Raw genomic sequence first — 18289 nt, 5'->3', positions numbered from 1 at the left:
GCCCCGAACAATGGCAGCTATCCCTTTAGCCCCTAGGAAAATACTGAAAGCAGCCCGTATGTCGGCGGCCGTCGACTTCGTTGCAGCCGGCCCTTGCAGGCGGCGCGCGCTATCTATACTGGAAGCACAATGCCACCCCCAAGCCCGCGCCGTGCGCGGGCCCCACGTGTCCCGGGAGACACCGCTATGGATTGGCAAGGCCTGCGCTTCATCGGAGAGTCTCCCGTCGATGGCTATGTCCTGCAGAACTGCACCTATGCTCCCTCGCTGGTGGCGCTGGCCTTCCTGGTCGCCTGCCTGGCCGGCTACACCGCGCTGGACATGGTCGAACGGGTCGGCAACAGCCTGCGCCACCCACGCCGCTGGCAATGGATCGGGGCGTTCTGCCTGGGCAGCGGCATCTGGGCCACGCATTTCGTCGCCATGCTGGCGTTCCACGCACCGGTCGCCCTGCGCTACGACCTGCCGGTCACCGGCCTGTCGCTGCTGATCGCCATCGCCGCCTCCTACCTGGCGATGTACATGACCGCCCGCCCGCGCTTCGGCCTGCTGCCCTGCCTGCTCGCCGCCTGCTGCATCGGCCTGGGGATCGCCGCCATGCACTACACCGGGATGGCGGCGATGCGCTCGGTGGCCACCCAGTACTACCAGCCATCGCTGTTCACCCTTTCGGTGCTGATCGCCATCGGCGCCGCCTTCACCGCCCTCGCCGCGGTCCCCTACCTGCGCGGCCGGCGCAGCGCGCGCTACCGCTACATGAAGCTGGTCGCCAGCCTGCTGCTGGCCGGCGCCATCGCCGCCATGCATTTCACCGGGATGGCCGCGCTGGTGCTCAGCGTACCCGCCGGCACGCCACTGGAACTGCAGGCCAGCGCCGACTCGCTGCGTCTGGGCTGGCTCACCGGACTGCTCGCCAGCGCCATCGCCGCCTGCGGCATCTCGGCCGCTTGGTCGGAGAAACAGCGGGAACGCCAGCTCAGCGAAAACAGCCGGGTCAACGCCCTGCTCAACCAGCTCGACCACGCCCACGCCTCGCTGCGCCAGCTGGCCCGCTATGACGCCCTGACCGGCCTGCAGAACCGCACGGCCTTCAACGAAGTGTTCGCCCAGCACCTGCAGAACTGCCAGCTGCGGGGCAAAGGCCTGGCAGTGATGTTCCTCGACCTGGATCACTTCAAGCGGATCAACGATTCGCTCGGCCACGACTCCGGCGACGAACTGCTGAAGATCGTCTCCGAACGCATCCGTAGCGTGCTGCGCGATACCGATGTGGTGGCGCGCTTCGCCGGCGACGAGTTCTGCGTGCTCGCCGACCTCGCCCAGGACCATGAGGCGCACATTCTCTCGCAGCGCCTGCTGCAGAAGATGAAGGAGCCGATCGCCCTCGACGGCCGCACCCTGGTGATGACCGCCAGCATCGGCGTCAGCCTCTACCCCAACGATGGCGAACAGTGCGAGGAACTGCTGAAGAACGCCGGACTCGCCCTGCATCAGTCCAAGTCCTGCGGGCGCAACAATGCACAGTTCTTCAGCCGCCAATTGCTGCTGCGGGCGACCCAGGAACTGCAGATGGAGGAAGAACTGCGCCAGGCCCTGTGCGACGACCAGCTGGAGCTGCATTACCAGCCGATCCTCGCCCTCGCCGACGGCGAGGTGCACCAGCTGGAAGCCCTGGTGCGCTGGCGCCACCCGAGCCAGGGGCTGCTCGGCCCGGACCGCTTCATCGGCCTGGCCGAAGCCAACGGCATGATCGACCAGCTCGACGACTGGGTCCTGCGGCGCGCCTGCCGCGACCTGCGTGGCCTGCACCTGGCGGGCCATGCGCGGCTGCGCGTGGCGGTCAACTGCTGCGCCAGCAACCTCGGCCGCGCCAGCCTGGTCGATGAAGTCCGCCATGCCCTTGAGCAGGCCGATCTGGCCGCGCATTTCCTCGAGCTGGAGGTGACCGAGGACGCGCTGATGTACAACATCGACCAGACCATCCCGCTGCTGGAGCGCCTGCGCGAATTGGGCGTCAGCCTGTCGATCGACGACTTCGGCACCGGCTATTCGTCGCTCGCCTACCTGCGCCGCCTGCCGCTGGACGCGCTGAAGGTCGACCGCTCGTTCATCATGGACATCCCCGCCTCGCAGCGCGACATGGAGATCGCCCAGGCGATCATCGCGATGGCCCAGAAACTGCACCTGAAGGTCGTCGCCGAAGGCGTGGAAACCCCACAGCAGCTGGCGTTCCTGCGGGAAAACCATTGCGAGCTGGTGCAGGGCTACCTGTTCAGCCGGCCGCTGCCGCTGGCCGCGCTGGAGGAATTCCTCCGCGCCTACCGGCTCGACACCACCCCGCCGCTGTGCAGCCTGGACCAGGCCTGAGGCTCATTGGTCGCCGGCACGGTACTGTTCGACCAGGGTCGCCGGGTCGCGCTCGAGGTAGCCCCGGCTGCCGTGCAGGCGCATCAGTTGCGCGGCCAGTCCGCTCATCGGCGTGGCCGCGCCTTGCTCGCGGGACAGCTTCACCGCCGTATCGAGATCCTTGAGCAGGGTCCGCACGTGCCACCTGACCGGCTCGTAGCGGCTCTCGGCCATCTGCGGGGCGAGGATCTGCAACGGCTTCGAGTCGGCGAAGCCGCCGGCCAGCGCCGGCGCGATCAGGCTGGCATCGACCCCGGCGTTCTCCGCCAGCGCCACCACCTCGGCGATCACCAGGGCGTTGCAGGCGACGATCATCTGGTTGCAGACCTTGGTCACCTGCCCGGCGCCGACCTCGCCCATGCGCGTCAGGCGCTGGCCGAGGTGCGCGAGGACCGGCCGCAGGCGCCCGATGTCCGCTTCGCGACCGCCGGCCATGATCGCCAGGCTGCCGCTTTCCGCACCCGGCGTACCGCCGGAGACCGGCGCGTCGACCCAGCGCATGCCGCAGTGCGCCTCCAGTTCGGCGGCCATCGCGCGGGTGGCGGCCGGCTCGGCGCTGGAGAAATCCACCAGCAACTGTCCGGGCCTGCCTTTCTCGACGATGCCGCCGCTGCCGAACACCACTTCGCGCACCGCCGCCGTATCGGCCAGGCAAAGCATCAGGATCTCCGCGTCGGCGGCCAGGTCGGCCGGGACTTCGACGGCTTTCGCCCCCTCGGCCGCCAGCAGCTCGCGTTTGCCCGGCGAACGGTTCCAGACCGCCAGCGGATAGCCGGCGGCCAGCAGCCGGCGGCACATGGGCACGCCCATCAGGCCGAGACCGGCGAAGGCAAGGGAAGGCAGGGAAGCGGACATGGCGGACTCCAATACGCAGCGAATGGGCACGGGGAGCGCCATCTTACCCCCGCGGCGCCGTCGAGCAACGCCGCGACGGCTGCCCAAGCGGACCGCGCGCCACTATAATCCCCGGGTTTTTTCCGCCATTGAACCGGAGAACTCTCCCATGCTGAAACGCTCCCTGGCGCTCGCCGCCGGCATCGCCCTGTCCCTGTCCGCCGCGCTCGCCCACGCCGAAACCCTGAAGGAACTGAAGGTCTCGGCGATCCCCGACGAGGCGCCCACCGAACTGCTGCGCAAGTTCAAGCCGCTCGGCGCCTACCTGGAGCAGCAGCTGGGCATGCCGGTGAAGTTCGTCCCGGTGGCCGACTACGCCGGGGTGGTCGAGGCGCTGGCCGCCGACCGCCTGGACATGGCCTGGCTGGGCGGCTTCACCTTCGTCCAGGCGCGGCTGAAGACCGGCAACGCCATTCCCCTGGTGCAGCGCGAGCAGGACCAGCAGTTCACCAGCAAATTCATCACCGCCGATCCCCGGGTGAAGTCCCTGCAGGACCTGAAGGGCAAGACCTTCGCCTTCGGCTCGGTCTCCTCCACCTCGGGCAGCCTGATGCCGCGCTACTTCATGCAGAAGGACGGCATCGTCCCCGAGCAGTTCTTCTCCCGCGTCGCCTACTCCGGCGCCCACGACGCCACCGTGGCCTGGGTCCAGGCCGGCAAGGTCGACGCCGGCGTGCTGAACGCCTCGGTCTGGCAGAAGCTGGTCGACAGCGGCAAGGTCGATACCACCAAGGTCAAGGTCTTCGCCACCACCCCGACCTACTACGACTACAACTGGACCGTGCGCGGCAACCTTGAGCCGGCCCTGGCCGAGAAGATCGAGCAGGCCTTCCTCGCCCTCGATCCGGCGAAACCGGCCGACAAGGAGATTCTCGACCTGCAGGCCGCCAGCCGCTTCATCGAGACCAACCCGGACAACTACAAAGGCATCGAGGAATCCGCACGCGCCGCCGGCCTGCTGAAGTGAGCCTGAGTCTCGACGGCGTGGGCCTGGTCCACGCCGACGGCCAGCGCGCCCTCGCCGACATCCGCCTGCGCCTGGCGCCCGGCGAGCGGGTAGCCCTGATCGGTCCTTCCGGCGCCGGCAAGACCAGCCTGCTGCGGGTGCTCGCCAGCCAGTGGCGGCCCAGCGCCGGCCGCGTCGAGCTGCTCGGCGAGAACCCCTGGTCGCTGTCCGCCGGCGCCCGCCAGCGACTGCGCGCACGCATCGGCCTAGTCCACCAGGCGCCGCCGCTGCCGCCACGGCAGCGGGTGGTCAGCGCGGTGCTGGCCGGGCGCCTCGGCCAGTGGCCGCTGTGGAAGAGCCTGGCCAGCCTGGTCTATCCGCTGGACCGCGGCGGCGCCCACGACGCCCTGCAACGCCTGGATCTCGGCGACAAGCTGTTCCAGCGCTGCGACCAGCTTTCCGGCGGGCAGTTGCAGCGGGTCGGCATCGCCCGCGTGCTCTACCAGCGCGCCGAGCTGATCCTCGCCGACGAACCGGTATCGGCCATGGACCCGGTGCTCGCCGGGCATACCCTGGCCCTGCTCAATCGCGAAGCCGCCGCGCGCGGCAGCACCCTGCTGGCCAGCCTGCACGCGGTGGACCTGGCGCTGGCGCACTTCCCCCGGGTGATCGGCATCCGCGCCGGGCGCATCGCCTTCGACCTGCCCGCCACCGAGGTCGACCGCGCCGCGCTGGACGCCCTCTACGCCAACGAACAGCTACAGGCCGAGCGCGCCAGCCCGGCCAGCGAACCCGCCGTGGTGCACATCCCGCGATGCTGAACAGCGCTTCTCCGCCGCGCGACCCCGCCGCCCTGCCGCGCCTGCTGCTGACCCTGGTCGCCGTGCTGCTGCTCTGGCCTGGCCTGCGCCTCAGCGAACTGGACATTCCCGGCCTGTTCAACGGCGACAATGCGCGCACCATGGGTAACTTCCTCGCCGGCTTCTGGCCGCCGGCACACGATCCCGAGTTCCTCGCCCTGCTCGGCCGCGCCACCCTGGAAACCCTGGCCATCGCCACCGCCGGCATGGCCCTGGCCTGGCTCCTGGCGTTTCCCGCCGCGCTGCTGGCGACCCGCGCGCTGTCGCTTTCGGCCCTGCCGCGCGGCGGCCTGCCGGCCTGGTGGGCACGGGCGCTGCGCTGGCCGGTGCGTGGCCTGCTGATCCTCCTGCGCAGCGTGCCGGAAATCGTCTGGGCACTGCTGTTCGTCCGCGCCGTGGGCCTGGGTCCGACCGCCGGGGTGCTGGCCATCGCCATTACCTATGCCGGCATGCTCGGCAAGGTCTATGCGGAAATCTTCGAGTCGGTGGACCCACGCCCGACCCGCGCCCTGCTGCTGGGCGGCGGATCGCGGCTGGCAGCGTTCGCCTACGGGGTGCTGCCGAACGCCGCCGGGGAAATGATTTCCTACACCGTCTATCGCTGGGAATGCGCGGTCCGCGCCTCGGTGGTGATGGGCTTCGTCGGTGCCGGCGGCCTCGGCCAGCAGATCGACCTGTCGCTGCGGATGTTCGCCGGCGGCGAGGTCGCCAGCATCCTGCTGACCTTCCTCCTGCTGGTGCTCCTGGCCGACCTGCTGAGCCGCTTCCTGCGCGGGAGGCTGGCATGAGCCGGGCCTGGCGCCTGCTGTTCTGGCCACTGCTGCTCCTGGTCGCGGTGGGCGCCTCGTTCGCCTACCTGGAGGTGGATGCCGGCGGCCTGTTCAGCGCCAAGGGGCTGGGCCAGATGGCCGGCTACGCCAGCGAATTCTTCCCGCCCGACCTGTCCGCCCCGCACCTCGCGGCGATCGGCCGGGGCCTGCTGGAAACCCTGGCCATGTCGGCCATCGGCACCCTGCTGGCGGCACTTCTCGGCCTGCTGTTCGCGCTGCCGGCGGCGGGACGCTTCGGCGTGCCGGCGCAGAGCCTGGCGCGATTGCTGCTCAACGCGCTGCGCGCGGTGCCGGAACTGGTCTGGGGAGCACTGATGGTGCTGGCGGCCGGGCTCGGGCCGAACGCCGGAACCCTGGCCCTGGCGCTGCACACCGGCGGCGTGCTCGGCCGACTGTTCGCCGAAGCCCTGGAAAACACCCCGGCGCAACCCGCCGAGGCCCTGCGCCTGGCCGGCAGCGGACGCGTCGCGGCATTCCTCTATGGCACCCTGCCGGGCGTCTGGCCGCAACTGGTGGCCTATACCCTGTACCGCTGGGAGAACAATATCCGCATGGCCAGCGTGCTCGGTTTCGTCGGCGCCGGCGGGCTCGGGCAGATGCTCTATTTCAGCCTGAGCCTGTTCCAGCAGGCCCAGGCCGCCACGGTGATCCTGGCCATGCTGGTGCTGGTGCTCGGGGTCGACAGCCTGAGCGCCTGGGCTCGGCAGCGCTGGGTCAGCCAGTAGCCAGCGGCGCCGGGGAAATTTTTTCGGCTCGCGTCGAAGATCCATCCTCGGTGGTGGTCAGAGCCATCACGGAGGCGCCCCGCCTCCACTTGTCCAGGGAGAGGAAAAAGCCAATGCGCAAAACACTGTCATCCGTATTACTGCTGGGCCTGCTGGCCCTCGGCGGTTGCAGCCTGCCGCAGCAGCAGGCCGGGGCGCCGGCCAACCAGCGACTCGGCACCCAGTGGGGCGAAGGCGTCGCCTCCCCGGTCACTTCGGTGGCCCTGCGGCGTGTCTCGGAGCAGCCGGTCGATCGCCGCCAGGTGTTCTACAGCGCGCGTCGCTTCGACGGCCGGGCCCTCAAGGAATTGCCCCTGGCCAAGGGCCGGGTGGGTTTCGCGGTGCTCGACGAAGACGGTGGCAAGTTCGACCTGGTGCAGCACCGCAGCACCCTGCAATTGCAGGGCCGCGACGGCCAGCGCTACCGTCTGTGGTTGAACAACCTCGGCAGCGCGACCTACGAAGTGGTCTCCACGGTGGACGGCCTGGACGTGCTCAACGGCCAGCCGGGCAGCCTGAAGAACCGTGGCTATGTGCTGGAACCGGGCGCCAGCCTGGTGATCGAGGGCTTCCGCAAGAGCACGCGGGAAGTCGCGGCGTTCCGCTTCGCCAATCCCGAGGATGCCTACGCCAGCAACAGTGCCGCCGGCGACAGCCGCAACCTCGGCGTGATCGGCGTGGCCCTGTTCGAGCTGGACGCCCCGGCCAGCGGCCGCGAGGCGCCGGCCGACGGTCCGCAGGCATTTCCCGCCGACCGCCAGGACAGCCCCGGCTACGCGCCGCCGCCGCGCTATCGCGACTGAGCGCAAGGGCCCGCCGCCATGGCGGGCCCGCGCGGCTTCAGAAGGTCAGCGTGCCCAGCCCCATGCCCGGGTCGCTGAAGCCGGAACGCCCATCCTCCATGCGCCCGCTGAAGCGCCGGAGGAAGCTTTCCGTACCTTGCGCGCTGACGCTGAAGTCGTACCAGTTGCCGCTGCTGCGCAGCGAATAGCGGACTTCCCGGCGCTGTCCCGGCGGCACGTTGACGGTACGCCGCTCGCCCTGGCGATAGACGTTGTCCTTGATCGTCAGCTTGACCGGATGGCGGCCACGGTTGATCAGTTGCACGCGCAGGTTGCCGAACAACGGCTCGTAGTCGATCCGCACCTCCGGCAGCGGCGCCTTGCGCTCCGCCAGGTCGCGCCGCAGGTTGCCGCGGAAGACCCGGAGGAAACCGTTCGGACCGTGCACCTCGAGGTGGTAGTCGCCGCTGGCGTCACCCTGGAAGCTGTCGTGCAGGCGCTTGCGCGCGCCGACGGTGTAGCGTTTCGGCGGGCTCTCGCTATCGAGCAGGTCGAACACCTGGAACACCGCGCCGGCCTTGCCGGTGTTGGCGAAGGTCAGGCTCAGCGCGTCTCCGCCGCTGCGGTAGCGCGCGTGCACGCCGAGTTCGTAGGGCAAGGCGCGCGCCGGGCGGATGCCCATTTCCTGCCTGGGCATGGCGGCCACCGCCGGCGGCTTCGGCTTCGGCAGCTTGATCTGGCTGGCGACGATGGCGTCGGCCTGGCTGGTGTCGGGCAGTTCGGGGAACGGCTCGTCGTTCGGGTTGGCGAAGTTGAACGCCGAGGTCAGGTCGCCGCAGACGGCACGACGCCAGGGACTGATGTTCGGCTCCATGACCCCGAAGCGCTGCTCCAGGAAGCGGATCACCGAGGTATGGTCGAACACCTGGGAGTTGACCCAGCCGCCCTTGCTCCACGGCGAGATCACGTACATCGGCACCCGCGGGCCGAGGCCGTAGGGCTGGTTGCGATAACGGATATCGCCCTTGGTGTGCCATTCGAGGGTGGCGTCGGCGGTGGTCTTGCCGCGCAGCGTGCCGTCCTTGTTCAGGCTCGGCGCGGCCGGCGGTGCGACGTGGTCGAAAAAGCCGTCGTTCTCGTCGAACATCACCAGCAGCGCGGTCTTGCTCCAGACCTCCGGGTTGGCGGTCAGCGCGTCGAGTACCCAGGAGGTGTACTCGGCGCCCCAGATCGGGCTGGACGGGCCGGGATGCTCGGAGTACTTGGCCGGGGCGACGATCCAGGACACCTGCGGCAGGGCGTTGGCCAGCACGTCGCGTTTCAGCGCGTCGAGCTTCCAGGTGCTCAGGCCGTTGACGATCAGCGGCGAGTCGGGCGCCGCGCCGCGGTACTGGCGGAAGCCGATCAGCGGGTTGTCGGAGAAGTTGTCGGCCATGTCCTGGTAGACCCGCCAGCTGATGCCGGCGGCCTGCAGGCGCTCGGGATAGGTGGTCCAGGTGTAGCCCTGCTCCACCGGGCCGTTGCTGTCGTGGTCGTTGGTGGTCACCGGGCCGCCGTGCTGGCCGAGCGGGTCGTTGGTGCCGGTCCAGAGGAACAGGCGGTTGGGGTTGGTGCCGCCCTGGAACGAGCAGTGATAGGCGTCGCAGATGGTGAAGGCGTTGGCCATCGCGAACTGGAAGGCGATGTCCTGTTCCTTGTAGTAGCCCAGGGAGCGCTCGGTCTTGGCCGGCAGCCACTTGTCCATGCGCCCTTCGTTCCAGGCCTGCTGGGCATCCGGCCAGGTGTGCGGGGTGCCGTCGACGCGCTGGGCGCTGGTGGTGCTGGTGTCGAAGTGGTAGGGCAGGATCTCGCCCTTGCTGCCCTTCTGGTGCCAGACCCGCTGGCCGTCGGGCAGCGGGATCGGCATGCGGTCGCCGAAGCCGCGGACGCCCTTGAGGGTGCCGAAGTAATGGTCGAAGGACCGGTTTTCCTGCATCAGGATCACTACGTGCTCGACGTCCTTGAGATTGCCATGCCGGCGCTGCGCGGGAATCGCCAGGGCCGCCTGGATGCTTGGCGGCAGCATGCTGCTGGCGACGGTGGCGCCGACCGTGCCGGCGGCCAGGCGGATGAAGCTTCTTCTGCTTTTCGAAATCATCGGGGACTCACCAGGTCTGGGTGTGACACAGGGCTGCCGAGCGCATCCGTGACGCCCGCAGGCTCACTCGGCAGCAAGCTGTTCGAACCCCGACGACGCTAGTGAGGGAAAAAGAAGCTTTGGTTTCAACACGCTTTGCAACAACTATTCATGCCAACCTTGTCACAGTTTCAGATGAAGATTTTGGTCTAGGCCAGATTCCCCTTGACAGCCCTGGCGATGCCATTCCTACAGCCTTCCCCGCCATTGCAGGAGCAGTACTCCCGCCACCACCAGCGCCAGGCCGAGATGCCCCTCCCAGGACAACCGCCGCACCGGGAAGCCGGCCCAGCCGAACTGGTCGCAGAGCGCCGAGACCAGCATCTGCCCGGCCACCACGCAAGCGATGAAAGTGGCGCCGCCCAGGCGCGGCGCGACCAGGATCGCCACCGTCAGGTAGGCCGCGCCGAACAGCCCGCCGAGCCAACTCCACCAGGGTGCGGCGCCGAGGCTGGCGGCAGCCGGCAGCGGCACCCGCACCAGCAGCAGGCCAAGGCTGACCACCCCGAGACTGACCCCGAGCGAGGTCAGGCTGGCGCTCAGCGGGTGGCCGAGCAGCCTTCCGAGCAAGGCGTTGCTGCCGGCCTGCAGCACCACCATGCCGCCCACCGAAACGGCCATCAGTACCATCAGATAATTGGGCATGCAGTTTCTCCTGGTCCGGCCATTGCCTCTGGCGAGAAGTTTTTGCTATCCACTTCACGAATGGAAATCGATAGTTAGTACACCTGGCATGCAGCAGATTCATGATCTTCGCCGTATCGACCTCAACCTGCTGGTGGTGCTCGACGCGCTCCTCAGCGAACGCCATGTGTCCCGAGCGGCGCAGCGCCTGGCAATGTCGCAGCCGGCGGTCAGCCATGCCCTCGGGCGCCTCCGCGAACTGTTCGGCGACCCGTTGCTGGTGCGGGTGAAAAGCCGCATGCAGTTGACCAGCCTGGCCCTGGAACTGGCGCCGAAACTGCAGGCCAGCCTCGATCAGGTGCGCGGGGTGATCGGCGGACCGGCCTTCGAGCCGGCGCGCAGCCGGCGGCACTTCCGCCTCGGTATGTCCGACTATGGCGCCTGGGTGGTGCTGCCGGCGCTGCTGCGCCAGCAACAGGCGCTCGCGCCCGGGGTGAGCTTCGGGATCATCCAGGAGCCGCGCCTGGAAACCGCCCGGCAGGTCGCCGAGGGTCAACTGGATTGCGCGCTGGGAGTCTTCCCCCTGCTTCCGGAGGGCGTGCGTGCCAGGCGCCTGTTCGAGGAGCGCTTCGTCTGCGTCTGCCGCCGCAGCCTGTTCGACCACACCGGCGGCCTGTCCCTCGACGCCTACCTGGCGGCCCGCCACGTGCGCGTCTCGCTGCAGGACAATCCGGCCGAGGAAGTCGACAGCGCCCTGGAGAAACGCGGCCTGCGCCGGCAGGTGGCGCTGACCCTGCCGCACTTCACCGTGGCCCCGGCGCTGCTGGCCGGCACCGACCTGGTACTGACCATCGCCGAGCGCATTCTCGAACGCCTGCGCCTGCCCGAGGAACTGGCGGTCTGCGAGCCGCCGCTGGCGATCCCGCGCTTCGACTACGTGCAGATCTGGCGCGGCGACGCCGAGCGCGAAGCAGCCGGCGCCTGGCTAAGGGAGCAGATCCAGGCGGCGGCGCGGAAGATCTGAAGACCGATCAGGAAGGCTTTTCCAGCTTGCGCAGCATCTCGCCGACACGCTCGCCGAGCATTTCGTTGGCCGACAGCTTGAGGCCGCGCGCCAGTTCCACCTGTACCACGTGTTCCGCCAGGGGCCGCAGGCGCAGGAACACCTTGGCCAGCTCCTGCAGGTCCGGCGCCCCCGGCAGCAGGTCGGTGCCGCGGCCATCCACCAGGTGGGTAACGATCAGGCGGACGATTCCCGCCGCCAGGTGCTCGGTATCGCTGCGCAGTTCGCCGAGGTGATCGAGCAGCGCCTCCAGCGGTATGCCGCTGCGGTACAGCTCCAGGCCGGCCTGGAACAGCCGCGGGCTGGGGATCTTCATCCGCTCGCCGTCGAACAGCAGCAGGCCCAGCGCCTGGGCCTTGTCGATCACCCGGTCGTTCAGTTCGTCGCCGAAGATCGCCTGCAGTTCGTCGAAGCCGATGCTGCCGGGCGTCTCCAGGTTCCATTCGCCGATGATCGCCTGGTCCAGGCCGAGCACGTGGTCAAGGTCGCGGCCTTGCTCCCAGGCTTCCAGCAGTTCCTTGATGTTGGCGCTGGAGTAGCCGCGTTCGAGCAACTGGTTGATCAGGCGCAGGCGCTTCAGGTGGCTGTCGAAGTACACGCCGACCCGACCGCGCCGCTCCGGCGGCGGCAACAGGCCGCGGTCCTGGTAGGCGCGCACGTTGCGCACGCTGCTGCCGGCCGCGCGGGCCAGTTCGTCGACGCTGTATTCGCGGGTGTCGGCGGAGGGTTGGTCGCCACGTTGCAACAGGCGCTGCAGGAGGGTCAGGGGTGTGCTCATGGAAGCGGATCATAGCCAGGCGCGCCGAACGGCCACAACCACCGAGGGCGGAACGCTCCTTCGCCGGTGACGGGTAGCGTGGGCGCCAACCAAAGACTGGACTCGTCGGTCTCCCCACCTTTCGGCGCTACCGCCAAAACCCGGTTGAAACGCCGCGCGCCTTCTGCGACGGGCCTTCCAGCGCTGGTAGCAAGTGCCGTAACACCGGCGTGAAGAGACTTCCCAGGGCTGGCGCAATGTCCGCCCATGGGCCAGCATCAACCATGACATCATTCAATGTCACAATAACGACAAGCCAGCCTGGAGAGAGCCATGCCCCAAGGCGCCTGGGTACCCACTGCCGACGATCTCGAACACTTCCGCCAGGTCCAGAGACTGGCCTATACCTGCTGCGAAACCATCCATGCCGAACTGCGCCCCGGCATCAGCGAGAAGGAAGCCGCGGCACTGATGAAAACCTGGTTGCTGGATCACGGCGTCGACGACTGGTTCCACCAGCCCTTCGCCTGGTTCGGCAGCCGCACCTCGTTCAAGGGCTTCGATGGCCTGCGCCATCTCGGCGGCTTCAACCTGGCCTTCTACCCCGGCAAGCAGCGCCTGGAGGACGGCATGCCGTTCATCCTCGACTGCGCGCCGACCCTCGGTGCCTATACCGCCGACGTCGGCTACTCCGGGGCGCTGGGCCACAACCTGATGCAGGAGCGGCTGATGGACGACCTGCTGGTCCATCGCCGCACCATCCTCGACCTGGTCCGCGAGCGCCGTACCCTGGCCGAGGTCAGCCAGGCGGTGGACCGCCTGTGCGTGATCCAGGGTACCCAGCCACGGCACAAGGCCTATCCCTTCGAGGTGCTCGCCCATCGCGTGGAAAAGCTCGGTCATCGCCGTGGCCCCTCGGTGGCGCGCTTCGGCGTGCGCAACCTGTACACCCTGACGCGCAACGCGCTGGTCACCGGCAGGCGCGAGGGCTGGTCGCCGCTGTGGTCCGGCGGCAAGCGCTCCGAGCACCCGCCAACGCCCGGTCTCTGGGCGGTGGAACCGCACCTGGGGCTACGCGGGGTGGGCGCCAAGTTCGAGGAACTGCTGGTAGTCACCGAGGACGACGCCTACTGGCTCGACGACGACCTGCCGCACGTCCGCCGCTGGCAGGCGCGCGGACTGCTGCCGCAAGCACGGGAGGCCGCATGAACGCGCTCCTCGCCCTTCCCGACCTGCAGCCGGAACGCCTGTTCGTGCAATCCGGCGACGTACGCCTGGCGGTCTACTGTTGGGGCGCGGCGGACAAGCCGACCCTGCTGCTGGTGCACGGCTATCCGGACAACCACGAGACCTGGTTGCCGCTGATCCGCCAACTGGCCGGGCGCTACCGGATCGTCGCCTACGACGTGCGCGGCGCCGGCGCCTCGGACAAGCCACGCTGGAGCCGCGACTATCACCTGAGGCTGCTCAGCGAGGACCTGCAGGCGGTGATCCGCGCCACCAGCCCGGAGCGCCCGGTGCATCTGGTAGCGCATGACTGGGGCTCGATCCAGACCTGGGAAAGCGTCACCGATCCGCAGTGCCGCGCGCTGATCGCCTCCTACACCTCGATCTCCGGGCCCTGCCTGGATCACGTCGGCTTCTGGATGCGCGAACATCTCAGGCAGCGCAGCCCGAAGGCCCTGAAACAGGTGGCCAGCCAGTTGCTCCATTCCTGGTACATCGCCTTCTTCCACACCCCCATCGTCCCGGAGCTGCTCTGGAGCATGGGCCTGGCCCGGCTCTGGCCGCAGTTCCTGAAGCGCGCCGAGGGCGTGCGCCATCCGCCGGTCAACCCGACCCAGGCCAGCGACGGCCGGCACGGCGTCAAGCTGTACCGCGGCAACTTCATCCGCTGCCTGTTCCGTCCGCGCAAGCGCCACACCGAGGTGCCGGTGCAACTGATCGTGCCGACCCGCGATCGCTACGTCGGCGCCCAACTGTTCCAGCATCTGAGCCTGTGGGCGCCGCGCCTGTGGCGGCGCGAGGCGAGCGTCGGCCATTGGCAACTGCTGGCCGAACCGGAGCAACTGGCCGGCTGGCTCGGCGAGTTCATCGACGCCCAGGAAACCGGCGCGCCCACGCCCGCCCTGCAACGCGCCCAGGTCAGGCCCGACGCGCGCTCGATGAGTGGCAAGCTGGTGGTGGTCACCGGCGCCGGCGGCGGCATCGGCCGTTCGACCCTGCTCAGCTTCGCCGAGCGCGGCGCCAGCCTGCTCGCCGCCGACCTCGACCTGGAAGCCGCCGAACGCAGCGCCGAACTGGCCCGCGCGCTGGGCGCCACGGCCCATGCCTACCAGGTCGACGTCGGCGACACCCAGGCCATGGAGATCTTCGCCGAGTGGGTCCGCGGCAATCTCGGAGTCCCGGATGTGGTGGTCAGCAATGCCGGCATCGGCATGGCCGGGCCGATGCTCGACACCTCGCCGGCTGAATGGGAGCGCCTGCTGCGGGTCAACCTGTGGAGCGTGATCGACGGCTGCCGCCTGTTCGGCCGGCAGATGGTCGCGGCGAACAAGCCGGGGCACCTGGTCAACGTCGCCTCCGGGGTGGCCTTCGCGCCGTCGCGCAACTATCCGGCCTATGCCACCAGCAAGGCCGCGGTGCTGATGCTCAGCGAATGCCTGCGGGCGGAACTGGCCGGACGCTCGATCGGGGTCACAGCGGTGTGTCCGGGCTTCGTCGACACCGGTATCGTCCAGGCCACCCGCTTAGCCGGAATGGATGCTGAGCGCCAGGCGCGGCGCCAGGCCAAGATCCAGCGTTTCTACAAGCGTCGCCGGCTGAGCCCGGACACCGTCGGGGAAAAGCTGGTGCGTGCCGTGGAGCGCAACAAGGCGGTGGTCTCGGTGGGCAGCGAGGTCCATCTCGGCGCCCTGCAATGGCGCTTCGCGCCCTGGGCCACGCGGCTTCTCGCGCGTTTCGACCTGACGTCCTGAGGTCCCGCCATGAGCGAATTCCAGCACAGGCTGGTACAGCGCAAGGTCCGCTTCGACTTCACCGATACCCCCCTGCACTGGGTACCCGGCGAAGCGGAAGCGTCCCATGTGATGAACGTCCTGCACATGCTCCTGCCGGCCGGCGAGTTGTGGTTCTGCCGCCTCTACAACAGGGCCCTGCCACTGGTGAGCGATGAACACCTGCGCGACGACGTGCAGGGCTTCATCCGCCAGGAGGCGATGCACTCGCGGGCCCACGACGGCGCGATCCAGCGCTACCTGGGCAGGTTCGACATCGATTCGAAGCCGTTCACCGCCAGGATGGACTTCCTTTTCGAGCGCCTGCTCTGCGACTACCCGCTGGGCCGCAACCGCCTGACCCGCGCCCTCGACGGCTGGTGGCTGCGCCAGCGCTGCGCGATCATCGCCGCGGTGGAGCATTTCACCTGCGTGCTCGGCAAATGGGTGCTGGAAGCGAAGGAACTGGACCGCCGCGGCAGCGACCCGGTGATGCTCGACCTGCTGCGCTGGCACGGCGCCGAGGAAGTCGAGCATCGCAGCGTCGCCCATGACCTGCACGTGCACCTGGGTGGCAGCTTCGTCACCCGCCAGTTGAGCATGATCCTGGTGATCGTCCTGCTGATGTACCTGTTCGACGCCGGCACGCGCACCCTCCTCGCCCAGGATCCGAGCCTGCGCGACGGCAAGCGCCAGGGCTTCCTGCGCATCTGGTGGCGTCTCGGCAAGCGGGGATTGCTGCCGAACCTGGTGCACACCTTCCGCGACGTCGGCCGCTACTTCAACCCCTGGTACCATCCCGAGCACGAGGCGAACACTCAGGAAGCCCTGGAGTACCTGGCCAGCTCACCGGCGGCGCGGCGCGCGGCGAGCGCCTGAAAAGTGGCGGCGCCCGGCACCGCGCCGGGCGTCGCCGGGATCAGTCGCGCGGCAGGACGATCTCACGTTCGGAGACGATGATCCGGTTGACCAGGCCGTAGGCCTGCGCCTCCTCGGCGTTCAGCCAGAAATCGCGCTCGGTGTCCGCGCTGATCTTTTCCGCCGTCTGCCCGGTGGCTTCGGCGAAGATCCGGTCCAGGCGCTCTTTCATGCGCACGATCTCGCGGCGGTAGATCTCGATGTTGCTCGCCGGCCCCTGGATACCGCCGGACGGCTGGTGCAGGAGGAAGCGGGTGTTCGGCAGCGAATAGCGGTTTTCCTTGTCCGCCGCGGCGTAGATCAGCGCGCCGGCGCTGGCCACGCTGCCCGAGCCGATCATGATGACCTTCGGTGTGATGAAGCGGATCGCATCGAAGATCATGTCGCCGGACTCGACGTGGCCACCCGGCGAATTGACGAACATATGGATCGGTTCGTCGCTGATCGAGGCGAGGATGTGCAACTGCTGCACCACGTCCCTGGCCAGCTTTTCGTTGACCTCGCCGATGACGAACACCTTCCTGGCCTTGAGCGCGAACTCCATCAGCCTGGCGCCGATGGCGCCGCCCGGCTCGGCGCCTTCCCGGTCTTTCTCGTCGGTCCTCATGCCCACCCTCCTGGTAATGTCGAAAGATCCGCCCGGCCGGTTCGCTCGGCCGGCCACCATGGCGACGCGCCTCCGTGTGTCTCGACCGGAACCGCCGTTAAGCGGGCCCGGTGCGGCAAACGAAACGCCGGAAGCCTGTGAGCATATCCCCGTCCAGCGCTCCGTGTGGCATGCGGCCCCCTACCAGAATTGACAGGCGGCGCGGGGAGCGCGCCGCCCGACGGGCACTCAGGCGCTGCGCGCCAGCCAGCGGCAGTACCCGCCGACGCCCTCCTCCAGACTGAGGAAATCGTCGCGGTAACCCGCCTCGCGAAGCAGTTCCAGGTCGGCGCAGGTATGGCTCTGGTAGCGCGCGCGCAACGCCTCGGGGAATTCGCGGTAGCCGAGCAGGCCGCTCTCCAGCGCCTGCGCCAGCACCAGCGGCGGCTGGTCGGCGCTGGCACGAACGCTGTTGATCACCGCCAGGGCGACTTCGTTGAAGCTGCGCGCGCGGCCGCTGCCGAGGTTGAAGATGCCCGAGCGCTGCGGGTGGTCGAGGAAATGCAGGTTGACCCGCGCCACGTCCTCCACCGCGACGAAGTCGCGCAGATGGCCGCCGGCCGGGAAGCCATCATGTTCGCCGAACAGCACCACCCGCCCGTCGCGGCGCAGCTGCTGGTAGCAGTGGTAGGCCACCGAGGCCATCCGCCCCTTGTGCCCCTCGCGCGGACCGTAGACGTTGAAGTAGCGCAGGCCGACCACCTGGCTGCGCGCCTGCGGCAGCGCCCGGCGCACGCGCTGGTCGAAGAGGAACTTGGAGTAGCCGTAGACGTTCAGCGGCCGCTCGTACCGGCGCGCCTCGCGGAAAGTCCGGCCGGCGCCGTAGACCGCCGCCGACGAGGCGTAGAGGAACGGCACGCCGAGTTCCAGGCTGGCCTCCAGCAGGCGACAGCTGTAGCGGTAGTTGTTCTCCATCATGTAGCGCCCGTTGCTTTCCAGGGTGCTGGCGCAGGCCCCCTGGTGGAACAGCGCGCGCACAGGACCGAAGTCGCCACGGGCGTAGCGTTCGATGAAGTCGTTCTGGTCCAGGTAGTCGGCGATATCGGCGTCCGCCAGGTTGCGGAACTGCTCGCCGTCGGTGAGATCGTCCACCGCGATGATGTCGGTCTCGCCGCGCTGGTTCAGCGCCTGCAGCAGATTGCTGCCGATGAAGCCGGCGGCGCCGGTGACGATGATGCTCATGGGCACTCCCTTCGACAGGATGAATGCCCCCCAGGCTATTCCTCCGCGCCCGCTCGCCCGTTGACCTGCAACAAGCCCGGCGGCGAAGGACGCCGGTTCAGCGCGAAGGGCGGTCGTTGTGGCCGAGATCGCGCTGCGGATCGATGCGGTCGCGGACCCGCTGCTTGAGCGCCTTGGCCTCGGGGAAGCCGCCGTCGGCCTTGCGCTCCCAGATCTGCACGCCGTCGCAGGTGATCCGGAAGACCCCGCCGGTGCCAGGTTCGAGAGAGACTTTTCCGAGATCGTCGGCGAAGGTGCTGAGCAGTTCCTGGGCCAGCCAGGCGGCACGCAGCAGCCACTGGCACTGGGTGCAATAGGTGATGACGATTTCGGCTTTCGTGGTGGACATGTCGGCGGCTCAGGGGAAACGGTCGCGCCTATAATAGCCGCCTTTTCACCCGGCTCC

At 68.7% G+C, this 18289-nt stretch carries 17 protein-coding genes; 10 read left to right on the top strand and 7 right to left on the bottom strand.

Translation table 11 applies throughout. The features are described from left to right. Positions 1–186 precede the first annotated feature (186 nt). On the top strand, positions 187–2367 hold the full coding sequence (locus PSPA7_RS08655; RefSeq protein WP_012074920.1) for a putative bifunctional diguanylate cyclase/phosphodiesterase: 2181 nt from the start codon (positions 187–189) through the stop codon (positions 2365–2367). Positions 2368–2370: 3 nt separating this feature from the next. Here the strand turns inward: PSPA7_RS08655 and PSPA7_RS08650 are convergent, their stop codons facing one another. Further along, a complete protein-coding gene (locus tag PSPA7_RS08650; protein ID WP_012074919.1) occupies positions 2371–3261 on the bottom strand; it encodes an NAD(P)-dependent oxidoreductase in 891 nt (296 codons plus the stop codon). 148 nt (positions 3262–3409) lie between these two features. On the opposite strand from PSPA7_RS08650, the gene PSPA7_RS08645 reads away from it, so the two are divergent. The 5 genes from PSPA7_RS08645 to PSPA7_RS08625 all read left to right on the top strand — a co-directional run bounded on the left by PSPA7_RS08645 (position 3410) and on the right by PSPA7_RS08625 (position 7503). Next, a complete protein-coding gene (locus PSPA7_RS08645; RefSeq protein ID WP_012074918.1) occupies positions 3410–4267 on the top strand; it encodes a putative selenate ABC transporter substrate-binding protein in 858 nt (285 codons plus the stop codon). After that, positions 4264–5067, top strand: coding sequence for a phosphonate ABC transporter ATP-binding protein (locus PSPA7_RS08640; protein WP_012074917.1), 804 nt, complete (start codon positions 4264–4266; stop codon positions 5065–5067). The genes PSPA7_RS08645 and PSPA7_RS08640 overlap by 4 nt, the downstream gene beginning before the upstream one ends. Further along, positions 5061–5894 carry a PhnE/PtxC family ABC transporter permease gene (locus PSPA7_RS08635; protein WP_012074916.1) on the top strand — a complete coding sequence of 278 codons (834 nt, stop codon included), beginning with the start codon at positions 5061–5063 and terminating at the stop codon, positions 5892–5894. The genes PSPA7_RS08640 and PSPA7_RS08635 overlap by 7 nt, the downstream gene beginning before the upstream one ends. After that, positions 5891–6661 (top strand): phosphonate ABC transporter, permease protein PhnE, encoded by a 771-nt coding sequence (phnE, locus tag PSPA7_RS08630; protein ID WP_012074915.1) that lies wholly within the window; start codon positions 5891–5893, stop codon positions 6659–6661. Before PSPA7_RS08635 ends, phnE begins: the two co-directional genes overlap by 4 nt. Positions 6662–6774: 113 nt before the next feature. Continuing rightward, complete coding sequence (locus PSPA7_RS08625) at positions 6775–7503, top strand: hypothetical protein (RefSeq protein ID WP_012074914.1); 729 nt, start codon at positions 6775–6777, stop codon at positions 7501–7503. 37 nt (positions 7504–7540) lie between these two features. On the opposite strand, the gene PSPA7_RS08620 is transcribed toward PSPA7_RS08625, so the two are convergent. Then, entirely contained in the window at positions 7541–9619 is a 2079-nt protein-coding gene (locus PSPA7_RS08620) for a phosphocholine-specific phospholipase C (RefSeq protein ID WP_012074913.1), read from the bottom strand. A gap of 228 nt (positions 9620–9847) precedes the next feature. Continuing rightward, positions 9848–10303: a DMT family transporter gene (locus PSPA7_RS08615; RefSeq protein ID WP_003155646.1), complete on the bottom strand. Its 456-nt coding sequence runs from the start codon at positions 10301–10303 to the stop codon at positions 9848–9850. Positions 10304–10391: 88 nt separating this feature from the next. On the opposite strand from PSPA7_RS08615, the gene PSPA7_RS08610 reads away from it, so the two are divergent. Continuing rightward, positions 10392–11306 (top strand): LysR substrate-binding domain-containing protein, encoded by a 915-nt coding sequence (locus PSPA7_RS08610; RefSeq protein WP_012074912.1) that lies wholly within the window; start codon positions 10392–10394, stop codon positions 11304–11306. Positions 11307–11313: 7 nt separating this feature from the next. On the opposite strand, the gene PSPA7_RS08605 is transcribed toward PSPA7_RS08610, so the two are convergent. Beyond that, positions 11314–12123, bottom strand: a complete 810-nt coding sequence (locus PSPA7_RS08605) for a MerR family transcriptional regulator (RefSeq protein WP_012074911.1) — start codon at positions 12121–12123, stop codon at positions 11314–11316. A gap of 312 nt (positions 12124–12435) precedes the next feature. Here PSPA7_RS08605 and PSPA7_RS08600 point away from each other — a divergent pair, with 312 nt between their 5' ends. From PSPA7_RS08600 to PSPA7_RS08590, 3 genes are read left to right on the top strand one after another with little or no spacing between them, the layout of a single operon-like run. Beyond that, on the top strand, positions 12436–13311 hold the full coding sequence (locus PSPA7_RS08600) for a M24 family metallopeptidase (RefSeq protein ID WP_012074910.1): 876 nt from the start codon (positions 12436–12438) through the stop codon (positions 13309–13311). Further along, positions 13308–15080: an SDR family oxidoreductase gene (locus tag PSPA7_RS08595; protein ID WP_012074909.1), complete on the top strand. Its 1773-nt coding sequence runs from the start codon at positions 13308–13310 to the stop codon at positions 15078–15080. The genes PSPA7_RS08600 and PSPA7_RS08595 overlap by 4 nt, the downstream gene beginning before the upstream one ends. Before the next feature lie 9 nt (positions 15081–15089). Beyond that, a complete protein-coding gene (locus PSPA7_RS08590; RefSeq protein WP_012074908.1) occupies positions 15090–15977 on the top strand; it encodes a metal-dependent hydrolase in 888 nt (295 codons plus the stop codon). Between the two features lie 40 nt (positions 15978–16017). Here the strand turns inward: PSPA7_RS08590 and PSPA7_RS08585 are convergent, their stop codons facing one another. The 3 genes from PSPA7_RS08585 to PSPA7_RS08575 all read right to left on the bottom strand — a co-directional run bounded on the left by PSPA7_RS08585 (position 16018) and on the right by PSPA7_RS08575 (position 18232). Beyond that, the gene (locus tag PSPA7_RS08585; RefSeq protein WP_012074907.1) at positions 16018–16623 is read right to left on the bottom strand and encodes an ATP-dependent Clp protease proteolytic subunit; all 606 of its coding nucleotides are present in this window, start codon (positions 16621–16623) and stop codon (positions 16018–16020) included. Positions 16624–16851: 228 nt separating this feature from the next. Continuing rightward, positions 16852–17844 (bottom strand): ADP-glyceromanno-heptose 6-epimerase, encoded by a 993-nt coding sequence (gene rfaD / locus PSPA7_RS08580; RefSeq protein ID WP_012074906.1) that lies wholly within the window; start codon positions 17842–17844, stop codon positions 16852–16854. A 97-nt stretch (positions 17845–17941) separates the two neighbouring features. Continuing rightward, a complete protein-coding gene (locus tag PSPA7_RS08575) occupies positions 17942–18232 on the bottom strand; it encodes an Rdx family protein (protein ID WP_012074905.1) in 291 nt (96 codons plus the stop codon). Positions 18233–18289 lie beyond the last annotated feature (57 nt).

Origin of the sequence: Pseudomonas paraeruginosa PA7, assembly GCF_000017205.1 — a bacterium.
Taxonomy (GTDB): Bacteria; Pseudomonadota; Gammaproteobacteria; order Pseudomonadales; family Pseudomonadaceae; genus Pseudomonas; species Pseudomonas paraeruginosa.
The sequence above is the reverse complement of the archived record's forward strand: the minus strand, read 5'-3'. Positions and strand labels throughout refer to the sequence as shown.

What these genes read in the sequence shown, in the direction of transcription:
- PSPA7_RS08655 (WP_012074920.1), top strand. Translation starts at nt 187, where the DNA reads ATGGATTGGCAAGGCCTGCGCTTCATCGGAGAGTCTCCCGTCGATGGC.
- PSPA7_RS08650 (WP_012074919.1), bottom strand. Translation starts at nt 3,261, where the DNA reads ATGTCCGCTTCCCTGCCTTCCCTTGCCTTCGCCGGTCTCGGCCTGATG.
- PSPA7_RS08645 (WP_012074918.1), top strand. Translation starts at nt 3,410, where the DNA reads ATGCTGAAACGCTCCCTGGCGCTCGCCGCCGGCATCGCCCTGTCCCTG.
- PSPA7_RS08635 (WP_012074916.1), top strand. Translation starts at nt 5,061, where the DNA reads ATGCTGAACAGCGCTTCTCCGCCGCGCGACCCCGCCGCCCTGCCGCGC.
- phnE (WP_012074915.1), top strand. Translation starts at nt 5,891, where the DNA reads ATGAGCCGGGCCTGGCGCCTGCTGTTCTGGCCACTGCTGCTCCTGGTC.
- PSPA7_RS08625 (WP_012074914.1), top strand. Translation starts at nt 6,775, where the DNA reads ATGCGCAAAACACTGTCATCCGTATTACTGCTGGGCCTGCTGGCCCTC.
- PSPA7_RS08620 (WP_012074913.1), bottom strand. Translation starts at nt 9,619, where the DNA reads ATGATTTCGAAAAGCAGAAGAAGCTTCATCCGCCTGGCCGCCGGCACG.
- PSPA7_RS08615 (WP_003155646.1), bottom strand. Translation starts at nt 10,303, where the DNA reads ATGCCCAATTATCTGATGGTACTGATGGCCGTTTCGGTGGGCGGCATG.
- PSPA7_RS08610 (WP_012074912.1), top strand. Translation starts at nt 10,392, where the DNA reads ATGCAGCAGATTCATGATCTTCGCCGTATCGACCTCAACCTGCTGGTG.
- PSPA7_RS08605 (WP_012074911.1), bottom strand. Translation starts at nt 12,123, where the DNA reads ATGAGCACACCCCTGACCCTCCTGCAGCGCCTGTTGCAACGTGGCGAC.
- PSPA7_RS08600 (WP_012074910.1), top strand. Translation starts at nt 12,436, where the DNA reads ATGCCCCAAGGCGCCTGGGTACCCACTGCCGACGATCTCGAACACTTC.
- PSPA7_RS08595 (WP_012074909.1), top strand. Translation starts at nt 13,308, where the DNA reads ATGAACGCGCTCCTCGCCCTTCCCGACCTGCAGCCGGAACGCCTGTTC.
- PSPA7_RS08590 (WP_012074908.1), top strand. Translation starts at nt 15,090, where the DNA reads ATGAGCGAATTCCAGCACAGGCTGGTACAGCGCAAGGTCCGCTTCGAC.
- PSPA7_RS08585 (WP_012074907.1), bottom strand. Translation starts at nt 16,623, where the DNA reads ATGAGGACCGACGAGAAAGACCGGGAAGGCGCCGAGCCGGGCGGCGCC.
- rfaD (WP_012074906.1), bottom strand. Translation starts at nt 17,844, where the DNA reads ATGAGCATCATCGTCACCGGCGCCGCCGGCTTCATCGGCAGCAATCTG.
- PSPA7_RS08575 (WP_012074905.1), bottom strand. Translation starts at nt 18,232, where the DNA reads ATGTCCACCACGAAAGCCGAAATCGTCATCACCTATTGCACCCAGTGC.